The organism is Bradyrhizobium sp. CCBAU 11361 (assembly GCF_028128935.1).
In the GTDB taxonomy this organism is placed as follows: domain Bacteria; phylum Pseudomonadota; class Alphaproteobacteria; order Rhizobiales; family Xanthobacteraceae; genus Bradyrhizobium; species Bradyrhizobium niftali.
In genome coordinates this window covers 15,555-30,564 of record NZ_LBJZ01000001.1, presented here as the reverse complement: position 1 = coordinate 30,564, position 15,010 = coordinate 15,555, and the positions used below count along the sequence as shown (strand labels likewise).

11 protein-coding genes are annotated in these 15,010 nt (G+C 62.5%); 9 read left to right on the top strand and 2 right to left on the bottom strand.

The annotated features are described in order from the left end of the window. From XI08_RS00100 to XI08_RS00065, 8 genes are read left to right on the top strand one after another with little or no spacing between them, the layout of a single operon-like run. The gene (locus XI08_RS00100) at positions 1–564 is read left to right on the top strand and encodes a DUF6931 family protein (RefSeq protein WP_271572840.1); all 564 of its coding nucleotides are present in this window, start codon (positions 1–3) and stop codon (positions 562–564) included. Positions 565–576: 12 nt separating this feature from the next. After that, complete coding sequence (gene tagH / locus XI08_RS00095; protein ID WP_271572839.1) at positions 577–1,956, top strand: type VI secretion system-associated FHA domain protein TagH; 1,380 nt, start codon at positions 577–579, stop codon at positions 1,954–1,956. Between the two features lie 48 nt (positions 1,957–2,004). Beyond that, entirely contained in the window at positions 2,005–3,342 is a 1,338-nt protein-coding gene (tssK, locus tag XI08_RS00090; RefSeq protein WP_027548748.1) for a type VI secretion system baseplate subunit TssK, read from the top strand. After that, positions 3,339–4,865: a type VI secretion system protein TssL, long form gene (gene tssL, locus XI08_RS00085; protein ID WP_271572838.1), complete on the top strand. Its 1,527-nt coding sequence runs from the start codon at positions 3,339–3,341 to the stop codon at positions 4,863–4,865. Before tssK ends, tssL begins: the two co-directional genes overlap by 4 nt. A 43-nt stretch (positions 4,866–4,908) precedes the next feature. Further along, complete coding sequence (gene tssM / locus XI08_RS00080) at positions 4,909–8,448, top strand: type VI secretion system membrane subunit TssM (RefSeq protein ID WP_271572837.1); 3,540 nt, start codon at positions 4,909–4,911, stop codon at positions 8,446–8,448. Continuing rightward, positions 8,445–9,146, top strand: a complete 702-nt coding sequence (tagF, locus tag XI08_RS00075) for a type VI secretion system-associated protein TagF (protein ID WP_271572836.1) — start codon at positions 8,445–8,447, stop codon at positions 9,144–9,146. The genes tssM and tagF overlap by 4 nt, the downstream gene beginning before the upstream one ends. Before the next feature lie 6 nt (positions 9,147–9,152). Then, on the top strand, positions 9,153–9,929 hold the full coding sequence (locus XI08_RS00070; RefSeq protein WP_135172907.1) for a PP2C family protein-serine/threonine phosphatase: 777 nt from the start codon (positions 9,153–9,155) through the stop codon (positions 9,927–9,929). After that, positions 9,926–11,734 (top strand): serine/threonine-protein kinase, encoded by a 1,809-nt coding sequence (locus XI08_RS00065; RefSeq protein ID WP_271572835.1) that lies wholly within the window; start codon positions 9,926–9,928, stop codon positions 11,732–11,734. Before XI08_RS00070 ends, XI08_RS00065 begins: the two co-directional genes overlap by 4 nt. A 9-nt stretch (positions 11,735–11,743) precedes the next feature. Here XI08_RS00065 and XI08_RS00060 read toward each other — a convergent pair whose 3' ends face one another. Next, positions 11,744–12,802, bottom strand: coding sequence for a DUF4424 domain-containing protein (locus XI08_RS00060; protein WP_442869740.1), 1,059 nt, complete (start codon positions 12,800–12,802; stop codon positions 11,744–11,746). Between the two features lie 23 nt (positions 12,803–12,825). Then, positions 12,826–13,107, bottom strand: coding sequence for a hypothetical protein (locus XI08_RS00055; protein ID WP_271572833.1), 282 nt, complete (start codon positions 13,105–13,107; stop codon positions 12,826–12,828). A gap of 159 nt (positions 13,108–13,266) precedes the next feature. Between XI08_RS00055 and XI08_RS00050 the strand changes: the two genes are divergently transcribed. Continuing rightward, positions 13,267–14,988, top strand: a complete 1,722-nt coding sequence (locus XI08_RS00050) for a hypothetical protein (RefSeq protein WP_271572832.1) — start codon at positions 13,267–13,269, stop codon at positions 14,986–14,988. The last annotated feature ends 22 nt before the right edge of the window (positions 14,989–15,010 follow it).

Genomic DNA, 15,010 nt, shown 5'->3' with positions numbered 1-15,010 from the left:
ATGGGGCAGGTTCGGTTCGGCACGGTGCGGGATCTGTTTCAAGCCTATCCCTTGGCGCGTTATGATGTCGGCAAAGCCGATGCCGACAAGCCTTCGCTGGATTTCCTTCAGGAGGCCGCCGATGCCCGCAACTGGTACCAGGCCGTATCTTACTGCGCCTATCTGCTTCCCAGGCGCGTGGCGATCGCCTGGGGATGCCGCTCTCTGCGACGGATGTTCGACCATTTCGACGCCTACGACAGCAGGTCGCTGAATGTCGTGGAGACCTGGGTCCGGCAACCGGACGAGCAGTCCCGGAACAAGGCGCTGGCCGTCGGCAATGCCAACGATCCTGAGCAGCCAGCGACATGGCTGGCGCTGGCGGCTGGCTGGTCCGGCGGAAGCGTGGTTCCCCCGGAATTTGCGCCCGTGGAAGCCAAGCCAGATCAGGCCGCACGGGCGGTGCGTGCAGCGCTGCTGATTGGCCTCTGCCAGCTCCCCCGTGACTCCCGGGACCAGATAATGACGTCATGCCTGGAGGATGGTATTCAATTGGCACGCGGCGAACCGCGCCCTCCGCGCTAACGAGACGATGTGATGGTGCTTCGCTTTAATATCGAGAACGAACCGAACCTTCCGGACGGCGGACCTGTGTCGTTTACGGTCACCGGCAGGCGCTCGGTCGATATTGGCCGGGATCGTCACCTCGACTGGACGCTGCCGGATCCGGCGCGGACGATTTCCGGAAAGCACTGCGAAGTGCACTTTCGCGACGGCGGCTATTGGCTGCACGACGTCTCGACCAACGGCACCTTTCTCAATGGTGCCGACCAGCGCATGCGGGGGCCGCACCGCTTGCGCGACGGCGACCGACTGACGATCGGCCACTACATCATCGGAGTTTCGCTGGAGGATGAGGCTGGCGGGCGCAGCCCAAACCATGAGGCGCAACTGCACGAACCCTCGGTCCAGCAGCATGCCGATTACGGAGAGCTTTGGACGGCCGATCGTGACGTTCCGCCGCCGATCGATCCGAACCTCTTGAAGAAGCCACGCGAGGCTGCGCGGCCCGTTAATCCGGGGTTCCTGGATTGGGCGGCGAGCGTCCCGGCGCCGGGTGTAGACCCATTTCGACCGTCATCGCCGACGTCTCCGTACCAACCGTCCGTGCAGGACGACGACATGAACTGGGCAGCGGGTCCGGTCACCGCGCCGAAACCGCAAGTCGAGCGCCCCCCAGTCAAGCCGACCCCACGCAGGCCGTCGGTGTGGATCGATGATGAACCAGCCGGTGCACAGCCGCCGGCATCGCCATCACACCAAGAGGTTGCGACATCGCACCAGACGCAAGCAGCAGGCGAGGGGCCTGTCACGGCCAAGCCAGCCGGCGGTACCGAGTTCGCGCGACTAGTGGCGCGCGCTGCAGGATTGCCGGACAATTTCTTTGCCAACAAGTCCGACGCCGAACTCGCCGAACAGCTTGGCATCATCTTGCGCATGACCGTGGACAATCTCATGGCGCTGCTGCAAGCGCGAACCCAAGCCAAACAGCTGACCCGCAGCACCAGCCAGACCACCGTCCAAGCCCTCGAAAATAATCCGCTGAAATTCTCGCCGACCGCGGAAGAGGCGATGCGCATTCTCTTTGGGCCGCCGACGCGTAGCTACCTCGACGCACAGCGCGCCTTTGCACAGGGCTTCAGTGATCTCAAATCACATCAGTTGAAGACCTACATGGCGATGCAGCACGCTGTCCATGAGCTGATTGCGGACATAGATCCGACGCTGATGGCGCGCGAGCTCGAGCTTCAGCGTGGCGCAAGCTCCTGGCTCGGCACGAACAAGGGCAAACTCTGGGACGAGTTCTTGACGCGCTGGAAGGCGCATCTTGGCCGCGACAACAGCGCGCCGATCGAAACCTTCATGTTGCACTTCTCGGACTATTACGACCGCGGCGACAAGCCCGGTTCAAAGTAAGCTATCGGCGACCATGCGGTCGCCGACATTTTCTAAGTGGATGTAGGAATGTCTTGGTACAGCAAGGTTTTCTGGTCGGAAGGTCTGTTTCTGCGGCCGCATCATCTGCAGCAGAACGACCGCTACATCGAACACTTGCTGGAAAAGCGCGTTCGCTACACGACACCATACCCCTGGGGCTTTGCCCAGCTGGAGATCGATAAGGATCTTACCGAACAAAGCAAGTTCGCGGTGCGCAATGCGTCCGGCGTCATGCCGGACGGTACGCCGTTCGATATCCCTGCGGACAGCCCAATTCCCGAAGCGATCGATGTGCCGGAGACGGCCGCAGGCCAGATCGTCTGGCTGATGATGCCTGTCGCGGCACCAAACACCCGCGAGGTCGACGAGGACCGCACCGACAGCGCCAGTCGTTATGTTCGTACTTCGGAAACCTTCATTGACTCGACCTCGGCGCTGCGCATCGAGGAAGAGATCGACATCGCTTATCCGCGCTTGTCGTTCGAACTGCGCAAGACCAGCAAGCCCGGATACATGGGCCTCGGCATCGCGCGCATTCTGGAAGTGCGCGACAAGAACATCCTGTTCGACGACAAGTTCGTGCCGCCGATGTTGGTCTGCGCCGCGCATCCGATCATCGATGGTTGGCTCAACCGCATCATCGGCTGGGTTGAGACCAAACTCGACGAGCTGGCGCGTTACGCGGTCGATCCGTCATCCGGCGGTGGGTTGCAGAGCGTCGACTATCTGGTCCTGCAAGTGCTGAACCGTACCATTCCCGTGCTGACTCATTTCCAACGCTCCGGCAGCGTGCACCCCGAGCGCCTGTACGAGGAATTGCTGAGGTTCGCGGGTGAACTTGCGACTTTTTCCACGGCGGAACGGCGCGCGCGCAACTATCCGGCGTACGATCACGACGATCTCGAGAACGTCTTCACACCATTGGTGAGCGACATCCAGGACTTCTTGAGCGCGCGGCTGGGCCGGCGGGCGATCCGTCTGGAGATCATCGAGCGCGCGCAGAATGCGTTCGTATCGCCGATCCGCGATCGAGCGCTGTTCCGAAATGCGACCCTGGTGCTGGAAGTTGCCGCACGGCGGCCGCTCGTGGAGATCCAGAACGATTTCCCGCACCTGTTCAAGGTCGGGCCGAACACCAAGATGAACGAGATCGTGCACGCAAACTTGCCGGGCCTGACCTTGGTGCATTTGCCGACGCCGCCGCCGCATATCCGGGCCATTACGGATCACGTCTATTTCTATCTCGACCGCAAGTCGCCGCTGTGGCCCGAGTTCAGCACGGCGGCCTCGATCGGAATGCACTTCTCCGGCGACTGGCCGGAGCTTGAGCTGTACCTTTGGGCTATCCTGGAAGACAGGCCATGAGCGACAGGGACAAGCCGGTCAATCCTTTCGGTCGGGGCGAACGGACGATCATCCGTCCCAACCCCGGCGGGAAGTTGCCGCCGACGCCGACCTCTCAGCCTCCGCCGGGTGAGGGGCCTGCAGCACGTCCGGCCTATTCGCCATCACCCGTACCTTCTCCCGGCGCGCCAGCGCCACCATCATCCTTTTCGCCCGTTCCACAGGGCCCGAACTACGCCTCCGCGCCGGCCAGCCATCCAACCGAGGAATGGATCTCGACACCCGCGCAAGGCCAGGTGCCGCAACCCATGTTGCCGCCAGGGCCGCCGTTGCGCGTCGACGATCTCGTCGCGCCAAATGCCAATCCAGTGATGCGCGCTGCGGGCCCGTTGCTGCAGCTCCTTGGTCGGTTGCGGGTGGCGCTCATGCGCGCGTCATTCGCGAGCCTGATGGAGCAGGTCGCAGACGCTATCAAATTCTTTGAGAAGGACATCCGTTCAGCGGGCATTTCCGAGCATCAGGCCAACACAGCGAAATACATCCTGTGTGCCACAGCCGACGATATCGTGCAGCACATCCCAACCGAGGAGCGCCACGTCTGGACGCAATATTCGATGCTGAGCCGGTTCTTCGGCGAGCGTGTCGGCGGCGTCCGTTTCTTTGAGATCCTCGACCATTTGAAGGTTGATCCACTGGTCAACTATCCGGTCCTCGAACTTCAGCACGCCTGCCTTGCTCTTGGTTTTCAAGGCATTCACCGGACGTCAGGGGGCGGACTTGCAAACCTGCAGCTGATCCAGCGCAACCTCTATGAATTGCTGCGCCGGGTCCGGCCGAAGACGATGAGCGACCTGTCGCCCAACTGGCGCGGGCAGGCGCTGGCTGGGCGCCGGCAGCGTTTGCGTGTTCCGGTCTGGCTCGTGGCGGCCGTCGTCGCCGCGCTGCTGACCGGGTCCTATTTCGTCCTGCGGACGCTCCTCGCTGGCCGGGCAGAGAACGCTGCCGAGGTGGCGCTCGCGCTCCATCCGGCCGGCCCGATCGAGCTCAAGCGCCAGGTCGTTGCACCACCGCCGCCGCCTCCGCCTCCGCCGCCACCGGATCGCATCACCCAGTTGCAACGCATCCGCAACGCGCTCGCGAAGGAGAACACAGCCTGTGCCATGACCGCGGACCAGACCCCCAGTTTCATCGTGATCAGGGTCTGCGATCTGGCCTTGTTTGCATCGGGCCAGGCGACCATCCTCGACGGTTTCAAGCCGATCGCACTCCGCGTCGCAGCAACCCTCGACAAGGAGCCGGGACGGATCCGAGTCGTTGGCCATACCGACAGTTCGCCGATCCGCACAGTCCGCTTCCCGACAAATTTCGAGTTGTCGGTCGAGCGCGCCAAGGCGGTTGCCGCGGCACTGAAGCCTGGCTTGACCGATGGTTCGCGCGTCGACGTCGAGGGCAAGGGAGCAGATGCGCCAATCGCCAGCAACACGACACCCGAGGGACGCGCCAAGAACCGGCGCGTCGAGATCTTTATCGAACGCAGCGAATAGGCAGATTCCACCGGGTCAGGTGGTTTGCGACAGGTACGGTTAGATGCTTGCCAAGGACATTCTTCGCATCGTTCTCTACGGAGTCGGGCTCAGCTCGCTCGGAGCGGTGATCTATTTCGCCGGTCCCTTCATTGCGTTCGGCGATTGGCGGCCGCTGGAGAACCATATCGTCCGGCAGATCGCTATTCTGCTGCTCACCACGATCGTGGCAGGCATCGTTGGCCTCAATCTGTTCAAGCGGCGCAAGGGTGCCAAGGAGATTGCCGATGGCATCGCTGGTGCGGACCAGCCCGTCAGCGATGAACCGGTGCTCAAGGAGCGCATGAAGGATGCGCTCGCGACCCTGAAGACCGCCAGCGGCAACAAATCGGGCTTTCTCTACGATCTGCCGTGGTACGTCATCATCGGTCCGCCCGGCGCCGGCAAGACCACGGCGCTGGTCAATTCCGGGCTCAAATTTCCGCTCGCGCGCGGGGCGACGCCCGCGGCGATCGCGGGGGTCGGCGGGACCCGCTACTGCGATTGGTGGTTTACCGAGGAGGCGGTGCTGATCGATACCGCCGGCCGCTACACCACCCAGGACTCCAATAGCAAGGCCGACAAGGACAGCTGGCTGGCGTTCCTGGACATCCTGAAGAAAAGCCGATCACGCCAGCCGATCAACGGCGTGCTTGTCGCCATCAGTATCGAAGACATTCTAACGCTGCCGAAGCAGGAGCTCGCACTTCACGCCGATGCCATCAGGATGCGCCTGCTCGAGCTGCATCAGAGGCTCAAGGTCAGCTTCCCGGTCTACGCGCTATTTACCAAGGCCGATCTCGTTGCCGGCTTCACCGAGTATTTCGCCTATCTCGGGGATGCCGGCCGCCGCCAGGTCTGGGGCGCCACGTTCCAGACCGCCGACAAGACCCAGAATCTGGTGGGGCAGATCCCGGTCGAGTTCGACCGTCTGCTGGAGCGCCTGAGCGAGGAGACGCTCGACCGTCTGCAGGACGAGCCGACGCCCCAGCACCGCGTGCAATTGTTCGGCTTTCCGGCACAGATGGCGCGGCTCAAGCCGCAGATCCACGATTTCCTCAACCTGATCTTCGAGCCGACGCGCTATCACGTGAACGCGAACCTGCGCGGTTTCTACTTTACCTCGGGTACGCAGCAGGGCACTCCGATCGACCAATTGATCGGGTCGCTGGCACGTACGTTCGGCGCTGAGGAGGTCGGTCCCGGATCCTATTCGGGCACGGGCAAGAGCTTTTTCCTCGCCGATCTGATTTCCAAAGTCATCATCGGCGAAGCCGACTGGGTCTCGACCGACCGTGCCGCGGTGCGCCGCGCGTTGATCCTGAAAACCGCGGCCCTGTCATTGATCGGCCTGGTCTCGATCGGACTGATCGCAGCCTGGCTGACGAGCTACAAGCGGAACTCCGATTTGATTGAGCAAAGCCTGCAGGCCGATAGCGAGTATGCAGCCGCCGGCGCACCACTTATCAAACAGACGCTGATTGCTGATCATGATCTAGACAAGGTGCTGCCGCTACTCTACCGGCTGCGCAACGCCCCGGCAGGCTACGGATCGCGCGGCGAGTCGGTGCCTTTGTCGGCTCGCTACGGGCTCAGTCAGCACGCCCGGCTGCTGTCGCCCTCGAAGGCGGCCTATCATACGGCGCTTGAGCGCATGTTCCGGCCGCGCCTGCTGTATCGCCTGGAGGAGCAGCTCAATGCGCGCATAAACGAGCCTGCCTTCGTCTACGAGGCGCTCAAGGTCTATCTGATGGTCGGCGGCCTGCAGTCGCCGGACCGCGAGTTGATCCGCTCCTGGATGCAACGTGACTGGGCGGACAACCTCTATCCTGGCGCCACCAACGCGGAAGGGCGGCGTCTTCTCGACGAGAACCTCGTGGCAATGTTCGACCTCGAGACCGAACAGCAGCCGCTGGTCGAACTCGACGGCCGGTTGATCAAGCAGGCCCAGAGCTCCTTGGCGCGCCTGAGCGTGTCGCAACGTGCCTACGAGTTTCTGAAATCGGAGGCTCGCGCATCGACCGCTGGCGACTGGATCGCCAGCCGCCATGGCGGACCCGACATGGGTGTCGTGTTCGAAACCACGACGGGGCAGCCTTTGGACGCCGTGCGGGTACCCGAGTTCTTCACGTATAACGGCTTCCATCAGAAGTTCGTTGCCCGGCTGTCCGGATTGTCTGAGCGGATGAAGCGGGAGCGATGGGTTTTGGGGGATGCCGGCCAGCAGTCGGCCATCGACCAGCAGTACGACAATCTGGCCGGCGATCTGCTCAGCATCTATTCCAACGATTTCGTGACGACCTGGCGAATGGCGCTCGGGAGCCTGCGTCTGAAGAAGCTGCTCGCCGACAAGCCGAAATATGAGGTGCTGCGGGCGCTTTCGGCGCCGACCTCGCCGATGCGGCAAATTCTGGAATCGGTGCGCGACGAGACGGTGCTAACCAAGGAACGGGCGAAGCCGGCGGCGAGCGCTTCGGCGCCAGCTGCTGCACCGGCGCCAGCACTCTTCACGAATGCCCAGGATGGACCGCCTGGCGCGACGATCGAGGCGCAGTTCAAACCTTACCACGCGGCGCTCGAAGGCGAGAGCACCCGCCGGCCGATCGACTCGACCGTCGCGAACCTGAACGACATCGCGCAGAACCTGACGCTGATCATCGAGAATCCCCAACTGACCGCACAGGCCACAGCTGCGCTTCAGACCCAGGTCGCAGCGCTCCGCAACAATGCCTCGCGCATGCCGCCGCCATTCTCCGACATGCTGCGAGCAGCAGCCGCGGAGTTCGAAGGCAGCATTGCGGCTTCAACCGCCGGGCAAATCCTTCAAACGTTGCGCGATCAGGTCACGCCGGTCTGCCAACAGACCGTGACCAACCGCTACCCGTTTATCCGCAGCAGCAGCCAGGAAGTCCCGCTGGCGGATTTTGCCAAATTGTTCAGTCCGAACGGCGTTATGGACAAGTTCTTCACCCAGTATCTGGCACCTTATGCCGACACGTCGCGATCGGACTGGGTTTGGCGAAAGGAGAGCCCCGTTGGTCGGTCGTTCTCGCCGGATACGCTCAAGCAATTCCAAAATGCGGCCTATATCCGCGACGCCTTCTTCCAGACCGGCGGCGGTGTGCCGGCGGTATCGTTCGCGATCCGGCCGCCTGGGGCAGCCGGGCCAGGCGTGACCGTCAAGACCGAGATCGGCGGCACCACAATTACAAGCCCAACCACACCTGGTCCAGCGACCTCATCCTTGTTCGGCGGTCCGCAACCTACGCCGCCGCCACAGCCACAGAGCAACTCGCCAACGACCGTCCTATGGCCGGGTCCCGCGCCGCGAACGGCAATTTCAGTCAGCAACGACACCGGCCCGCCATCTGTGCTTGAGCGCATTGGTCCCTGGTCGTTGTTTCGGATGCTGGAGGCGGGCTCGTTAGTGGTGAAAGCGGAAACGGCCAGCGCGACTTTCATCGTCGCCGGGCGCGAGCTCAGCTATCAAATTTCGACTGGATCGTTGCGCAACCCGCTGAACCTGTCAGTGCTGCGTGAGTTTCGTTGCCCGACCGGGATATGACCATGCGTTGCGGGTTATTCGGCAAAATCGGTGCGAAGCGCGATTTCATCGCGATCGCAACCCCGCGCAGCTTCCTGGAAGCCTGGGAGCCGTGGGTACAGGCTGCGCTGTCGGCAAGTCGCCACCAGCTTGGCCCAGGATGGCAGCAGGCCTTTCTGACCGCGCCGGTCTGGCGGTTTTGGCTCGGTGCCGCAATCTGCGGAACGACGGTGGCGGGGGCGATTATGCCCTCGCTCGACGGGGTGGGGCGATACTATCCCTTGACCCTGCATGCCGTGACCGGCGAGGCCGTCTCGCTGCCGCCGCCGAGCATTGATCCGCAGGACGAATGGTTCGGGCAAGTGGAGGCGTTCCTGCTTTCGACCCTGGATCGGGCCGCGACCTTCGAGCAGATCTCCGATGGATTGGACCGGCTTGCGGTGCCACGACTGCAGGAGACCATCGCCAGCGGTCCGCCGATCAAGTCGCTTGGTACTGCGGCAATGGGGAGGGCTTCGGCGGTCGACGCTTTCGCGGGGGCGTTTGCAGCACTTTGCGCCGCCAACCCACAGGTCTACGCCGCGGCTAGCTTCTGGTGGACCGCCGGAGGGGAAGGCTTTCCGCCAATGGCGCTGAGTTGCCGCGGATTACCAGATCCGTTTCACTACATTACGCTGCTGACCGGTGATCCCGGCCTCGCGGCATCCGGGAATGGATGACGCACGATGGTGCATACTCCATCCTTGTTCGATGTTGGTAGCGTTACCCATGCCGGAAGGGTGCGGGAGCGGAACGAGGATTCATGTTTGGTACGAACCGACGTTGGCCTGTGGGCCGTCGCCGACGGTATGGGTGGTCACGAGGCCGGCGATCTCGCCAGTCGCATTGTAGTGCAGTCGCTTGACGCGATCGGCACGCCAGAATCAGCCGCAGACCTGCTGGCGGAATGCGAGGAGCGGCTATTCAGCGCAAACCAGCAGATACTGGCGCTTAGTCATGAACGACAGGGGGCCACCGTCGGGACTACAGCGGCGGTTCTGCTCGTTCGCGATAGCTACTATGCCTGCATATGGGCGGGTGACAGCCGGGTTTACTTGATCAGTCGTGGCGCAATTAGCCAAGTGTCGCATGATCACAGCGAACTGGAGGAACTGATCGCCGAAGGTGCGCTGTCGCGCGAAGACGTGAATGATTGGCCGAGCAATGCCATTACTCGCGCCGTCGGTGTCGCCGATGATCCGGAATTTGAGGTGGTAACAGGCCCGGCCGAGCCGGAGGATGTCTTCGTGATCTGCAGCGATGGCCTGACCAGGCACGTGCGGGACGACGAGATCCTGCAGCACGCGGCTACGCGACGCGCCCAGGCAGCTTGCGATGACATGCTCGCGCTGGCTCTTGATCGTGGCGGGCTTGACAACGTAACGATTGTGATCGTGCGACTGCTGACGCCGCGATCTCAGGAGGCGACAAGATCTCCGCTTAATCGCGAGCCGCAACCATGACCCCGAACGATCCGTTCCGACCGTCCTATCAGGGTGTGCCCCCCGGCACCCGTCTCAACGGCATCTACGAGATCGAAGCGGTGATCGGCGCGGGCGGCATGGGTGAGGTCTACAAATGCCGAGAGATCCAGACTGGATCGCCTGTTGCCGTGAAAATGCTATTGCCCGACATGGTCGATAACGAGGCGGCGCTCGCGCTGTTCCGTCGAGAGGCCGCGGCACTCCACAATCTTCCGCATGACGCGATCGTTCGCTACTTCCTGTTTACGGTGGAGCCGGTGCTGCAGCGACCGTATCTCGCGATGGAGTTCGTGAATGGCCGCTCGCTCTCGAACATGCTCGACGATGGACCGTTGACTTTCGAGGCGCTGATCAAGCTGATGCTGCGCGTCGCATCGGGACTGGAGGCTGCCCATGAGCACGGCATCATCCATCGCGACGTTTCTCCGGACAACATCATTGTTCCGCTCGACGACGTCAGGCGGGCTAAGATCATCGACTTCGGCATAGCCCGGTCGACCCAGATGGGTGACAAGACCATCATCGGCTCGGGCTTCGCTGGCAAGGACAACTACGCATCGCCGGAACAGGTAGGGTTGTACGGCAATGACGTGACTGCGAAATCCGATGTCTACAGCCTCGGTCTTGTGCTGTTTCACGCGCTGACCGGACAGAAGCTCGACATGGGTGGCAGCCAGTTTCAACTGGTGGAGAAGCGCCGGCGTGTGCCCGATCTCGGTGCGGTGGATATGCGCATCCGGCCTTTGCTGGAGCGGATGCTGCAGCCTGATCCGGCATTGCGCCCGACCATGGGAGAGGTCGCCAGCTGGAAGCCGACCGGTTTGGTGCAGACGCCGGCCGCGCCGTTATATGGCTTCGATCCGCTGCAGCGGCCGGAAGGCGCGGCGTCGGTGCCGCAGGACAGGATGCCGTCGACCGCGCGGAGTCCGCGCGGCCGCTGGCTGGGGGCGGGCGTGGCGGCTCTGTTACTGCTGGTCGGCGGTGGTGGATATGCCTTCTACAAGCTGGTCTGGTCAGCGCCCGGCACCGTGGTCTTGCCGCCACCTCCAAAACTCGCTGGAACAATAGCGCCGCCGAAGGTCGAGCCCGCTGGACCACAGCCCGGGCGCCAAGAGCCGGAGAAGTTGTCCGCGCAGCCGACGGCGACGCCGTCTCCGGCACTCGATGGCGCGGCGCGAGCTGAGCGCATCCGCAAATACGTGGCCCAATATTCTGGCGGTGACTGCTTCTTTGTCTTGCCGATTGCCGTGAGCCCAAATGCCGCTGTCATCGAAGGGTTCGGTGCCTCGACCGCCCCATTCGACACCTTCGACAAAGCGTTTCGGCGTGAGCAGGGTTTCGAGGCTTCGATCGGCGTCAGGCAAGTGACCCAGGCGCAATGCCCAGCCGTCAAGTTCTTGAGTCAGGTCGGGAGCGATCAGGCGCGAATGCCACGCATCACCCTGTCAGCGACAGAGCTGAAGGGTGGTGAAGCCCTCAATGGGACCATTGAGAACTTTGCCAACCGCGTGGTCGAGCTGCTCATGGTGTCGGATCGCGGCGAAGTCCAGAGCCTGTCTTATCTTCTGAAGCCGGGCATCGACGCGCTTTCGTTTACGCTCCCGACAGCGCGCGCGAGCGGTCCGCAATTGCTGTTGGTCGTGGCGGTTCCGCAGGTTCTGGACTCATTGCGCCAGCCGCGACCGATAGCTGCCGATACGTTCTTCCTCCAGGCGCTGAGCGAGGCTCAGCGCAACAAGGTGACTATCATCGCGGCCGCGCGCTACGTGCTGCTCACCAATTGACCGACACGCTCAGAATGTTCCGATCACCAGGATTTTCAGGTCGGCATCCGGCTTGAAGTTGTTTGCCGTATATTCAAGCGTGTTTCCGGTAGCAGACGATGCCTTGAGCCGCCCAGGACAGAAGCTCACCAAGCGGTCGTTGCCGCCTGGGTCGATAGTCAGTTTGAACGACCGGATCGGCCCGGCCCAATTCGCGCCGGTCTTGAGCACGTATGATATGCGCCTCTCCTGCAGGTTCGCGCTGTTGGTCTGGTTACTGCCCGCGCGCTTGTCAAGCTCGGCGAGGAACGTATCCTGGACGCAGTATTCTTTCCGGTAACGGGCGACTTGCTGACCCAGTGCGCTGCTGCGGCGTAGGCTCGGGCGCAGGATGGTGTCAGGACTGGAGCCGACGCTCGGCCGGTACTGGTGTTCGACCGTGACGGTGCGCATGGGCGGAAACACCTGCTGGCGTACAGCCGAGGTCTTGATAATCCAACCTGGCGCATACTGCTGGCGACCGTTGTCGCTCATTCCGGCAGGCATCATAAGTCCGTCGTCCACGAGCCGGGTCCGAGTCGCCGCGGGCAGGTCGCTCACCCGGATCTCGCGGCCACCAATCGGCAGCAGCGGCAGCTTGAGTTCGCGGAGCAGGGCACTGACATCCCTGTTGCCAACCATGGCGCGCTGATCGACGGTCAGCGGCGCCGGGCTGCCGTCGACCCTGGTCTCGAAGTCGACGAAGTTGATCGGATCATTTGAAGGCAGTGCAATGTTCTCAGCCTCCGACAGGTCGATGTCGGGCAGCGGAAAGGCAACAGTAAGCGTGACCGGCTTGGCAGTGACGTTGGCGAATTGGTAGCGAACACTGATTCTGTCGAGCCCGATACTAAGGATCTCGCTCTCCATGGCCACGTCATTGGTGCGCACGATCTGGAGCCCGCCGATCGACAATTCCGCAGCCGAGTCGTTGGCGCGTGCCGGCCAGCCCGTCGCAACCAGCAGCGCGACCGTCAAGGCCCGTATCCGGAACGACGGTCGGATGCAGGCTCCGTTCGGCAAGCTAGTCTCCATGCGGCGTCGCAACATATGCTGGTTCCATCCGATGCGGGTCAATCGATCGGCTGATAAAGATCGCCCCACTCGGACTTCCAGACCCCGTCTGGATCGCACACCACCAGCGCCAGCTTTACGTCATTTGCCAGCCGGATCGCGCCGCGAAAAGCATCCTGAGCCGGCAATTGCGCGCTGATCTGGTCGGTGGTCAGCCGTCCCCGGCTCGCGGCGGCCGGTAGCACGATTGATCCGCAGGCGCCGTCATTGTCGCGTTTCAGGACCAGCGTGATCGCGTCGGGCTGAACTTCGCTCACCTTCTCAAATCTGTTCCGGGCCATGTTTTGCACCGCAAGCTGAAGGAAATTCGGACTATCACCGTCAAGTGATAGAATTGAACGTGATTGAGATTGCTCACCACTAATTGACGCGCCGCATTAACGGCATCTCGGATTAGTCGATCCGACGCCGCGATCGGTTCGGGGTACATTGAGGCGAACATGCTTCGTCCAAATCGTTGGATCTGGGTCTTCATCGTTGGCGCTGGCATTTTCGGAACCAAGGCGCATGCCGACGATACTGTCGTCCGCAGCTTTGCCAGCGGTTTGGCTGCTTCCATGGTCGGCATCGTTCCGGCCAGCCAGGACGTGGAACTCGCGGGACCACAAGCACTCAGCGCCGACGGGCAGGGCAACCTGTTTGTGCTCGATCAGGTCAACGGTCGCATCCTGCAGTTTGACCCGAAACAGCCGAATTCAGATCCTGATGTCCTCAAGATGCCGAAGGACGTCCAGCCGACCGATCTTGTAGTCCACAACGACGACATCATGGTTTGGGACGGCGGCGTACGGACGCTGAAGGCGGCGCCAGGGCAGTCCACGCGCGGAATCGGTGGCGACGTGATCCAGCTTGAGGAGGTCTCGAGCCGTGGCGCGGACGATCAGCTCGCCGTCTCCGCTTTCGCCCAGATGGGATCGCAGGCGCCCGGCAGCGCGGCCGACTTGCTCGACCAGAATACCCGCGCGGCCATCGTCACGACGACGCGGCAGCCCGACCGGCAATATGTGGCTTCTCGAAGTAAGGGCTCGGTGATCGCCGATATCATTCCGGACAAGGGCAATGCCAGCGTAAGGGTCGAGATCCAGACCATGGTCACCAACGAGACGATCGGACAGCTAAGCCTGCGGGTGCGCAACCAGCTCGGAACGGTGGAGTTTCTTGAGATCGACAACGGCGACCGCTTCTACGTGCTTGCCGAGGACGTTCCGCCATCGGGAAAGAACGCCTCCACGTTCGTCGCACGCTATGCTGCGAACGGCCGTCTCGAAGGAATCTATGAGCTTCCTTTGGAAAATACGCCGCTGACCCGGCGGTTCGTAACGGTTTCGGGCGATGGCGATGTCTATTTCCTGCGGACCAAGCCGGACGGCATTGAAGTGGTTGGCGTCGGCTTCAGGCCTCTGACCAACGCTTCGATTATCGACGTGCGGCCGTCGCGAACGGCAGCCGCGCCGGCACCGCGATCCGACGTCAAATTTGACGCGTCGGCCGCCGTGAGACCGTCCAATCGCCAGCAGGCGATCGAGACCGCGTTTGCGTTCGAGGGCATCCAGTGGAAGCTGACGCAGGCCAACTACGGCAGCGATCCCGACAGCCAATGCAGCGGCTTCAGCCGTGTTCGTCGGCCGTGGTATCTGCAGGGAAAAGTGAACCAGGAGGTGCGCGGCGTACCTTATTGCTGGGGCTGCCACGGATCGCTCGCGAACTTCCGTCAGCGGATCGAGAGCGGAACGCTGGCTGGCAATGTGTGCACTCGCAATGCGCCACGGCCGGATGTTGCTGGCGTCGACTGTTCGGCATTCGTCAGCGCCGCGTGGGGACTTTCCGTCCACTACACGACTGCCGCTATTCCTGCGATCGCAGCCCCCGTGGCAAATCCCTGGGACCTGAGGCCCGGCGATGCGCTGAACAAGCCGGGCTCGCACGTCATGTTGTTCCTGCGGTTCACGCCCGATCGCAAGGCCGAGGTGATGGAATCCTCGACCGGTGGCTGCAACGGCCGCGTCTGCCGCAACGTCTACCCGTTGGCGAGCCTGCTTTCGCGTGGCTACGTTCCGGTCCGCTTTCGGGCGTTCGCGGATGACCAGGCGACAGTCTCAGCGAGCGCCTATCAAGAGGCCGAACCGCAGGCAGGCCGCAAGACGGCAAGCAAAAGGCGCTGAACCCGGTGTGTCGCTGGCGCTA

What these genes read in the sequence shown, in the direction of transcription:
- XI08_RS00100 (WP_271572840.1), top strand. Translation starts at nt 1, where the DNA reads ATGGGGCAGGTTCGGTTCGGCACGGTGCGGGATCTGTTTCAAGCCTAT.
- tagH (WP_271572839.1), top strand. Translation starts at nt 577, where the DNA reads ATGGTGCTTCGCTTTAATATCGAGAACGAACCGAACCTTCCGGACGGC.
- tssK (WP_027548748.1), top strand. Translation starts at nt 2,005, where the DNA reads ATGTCTTGGTACAGCAAGGTTTTCTGGTCGGAAGGTCTGTTTCTGCGG.
- tssL (WP_271572838.1), top strand. Translation starts at nt 3,339, where the DNA reads ATGAGCGACAGGGACAAGCCGGTCAATCCTTTCGGTCGGGGCGAACGG.
- tssM (WP_271572837.1), top strand. Translation starts at nt 4,909, where the DNA reads ATGCTTGCCAAGGACATTCTTCGCATCGTTCTCTACGGAGTCGGGCTC.
- tagF (WP_271572836.1), top strand. Translation starts at nt 8,445, where the DNA reads ATGACCATGCGTTGCGGGTTATTCGGCAAAATCGGTGCGAAGCGCGAT.
- XI08_RS00070 (WP_135172907.1), top strand. Translation starts at nt 9,153, where the DNA reads ATGGTGCATACTCCATCCTTGTTCGATGTTGGTAGCGTTACCCATGCC.
- XI08_RS00065 (WP_271572835.1), top strand. Translation starts at nt 9,926, where the DNA reads ATGACCCCGAACGATCCGTTCCGACCGTCCTATCAGGGTGTGCCCCCC.
- XI08_RS00060 (WP_442869740.1), bottom strand. Translation starts at nt 12,802, where the DNA reads ATGTTGCGACGCCGCATGGAGACTAGCTTGCCGAACGGAGCCTGCATC.
- XI08_RS00055 (WP_271572833.1), bottom strand. Translation starts at nt 13,107, where the DNA reads ATGGCCCGGAACAGATTTGAGAAGGTGAGCGAAGTTCAGCCCGACGCG.
- XI08_RS00050 (WP_271572832.1), top strand. Translation starts at nt 13,267, where the DNA reads ATGCTTCGTCCAAATCGTTGGATCTGGGTCTTCATCGTTGGCGCTGGC.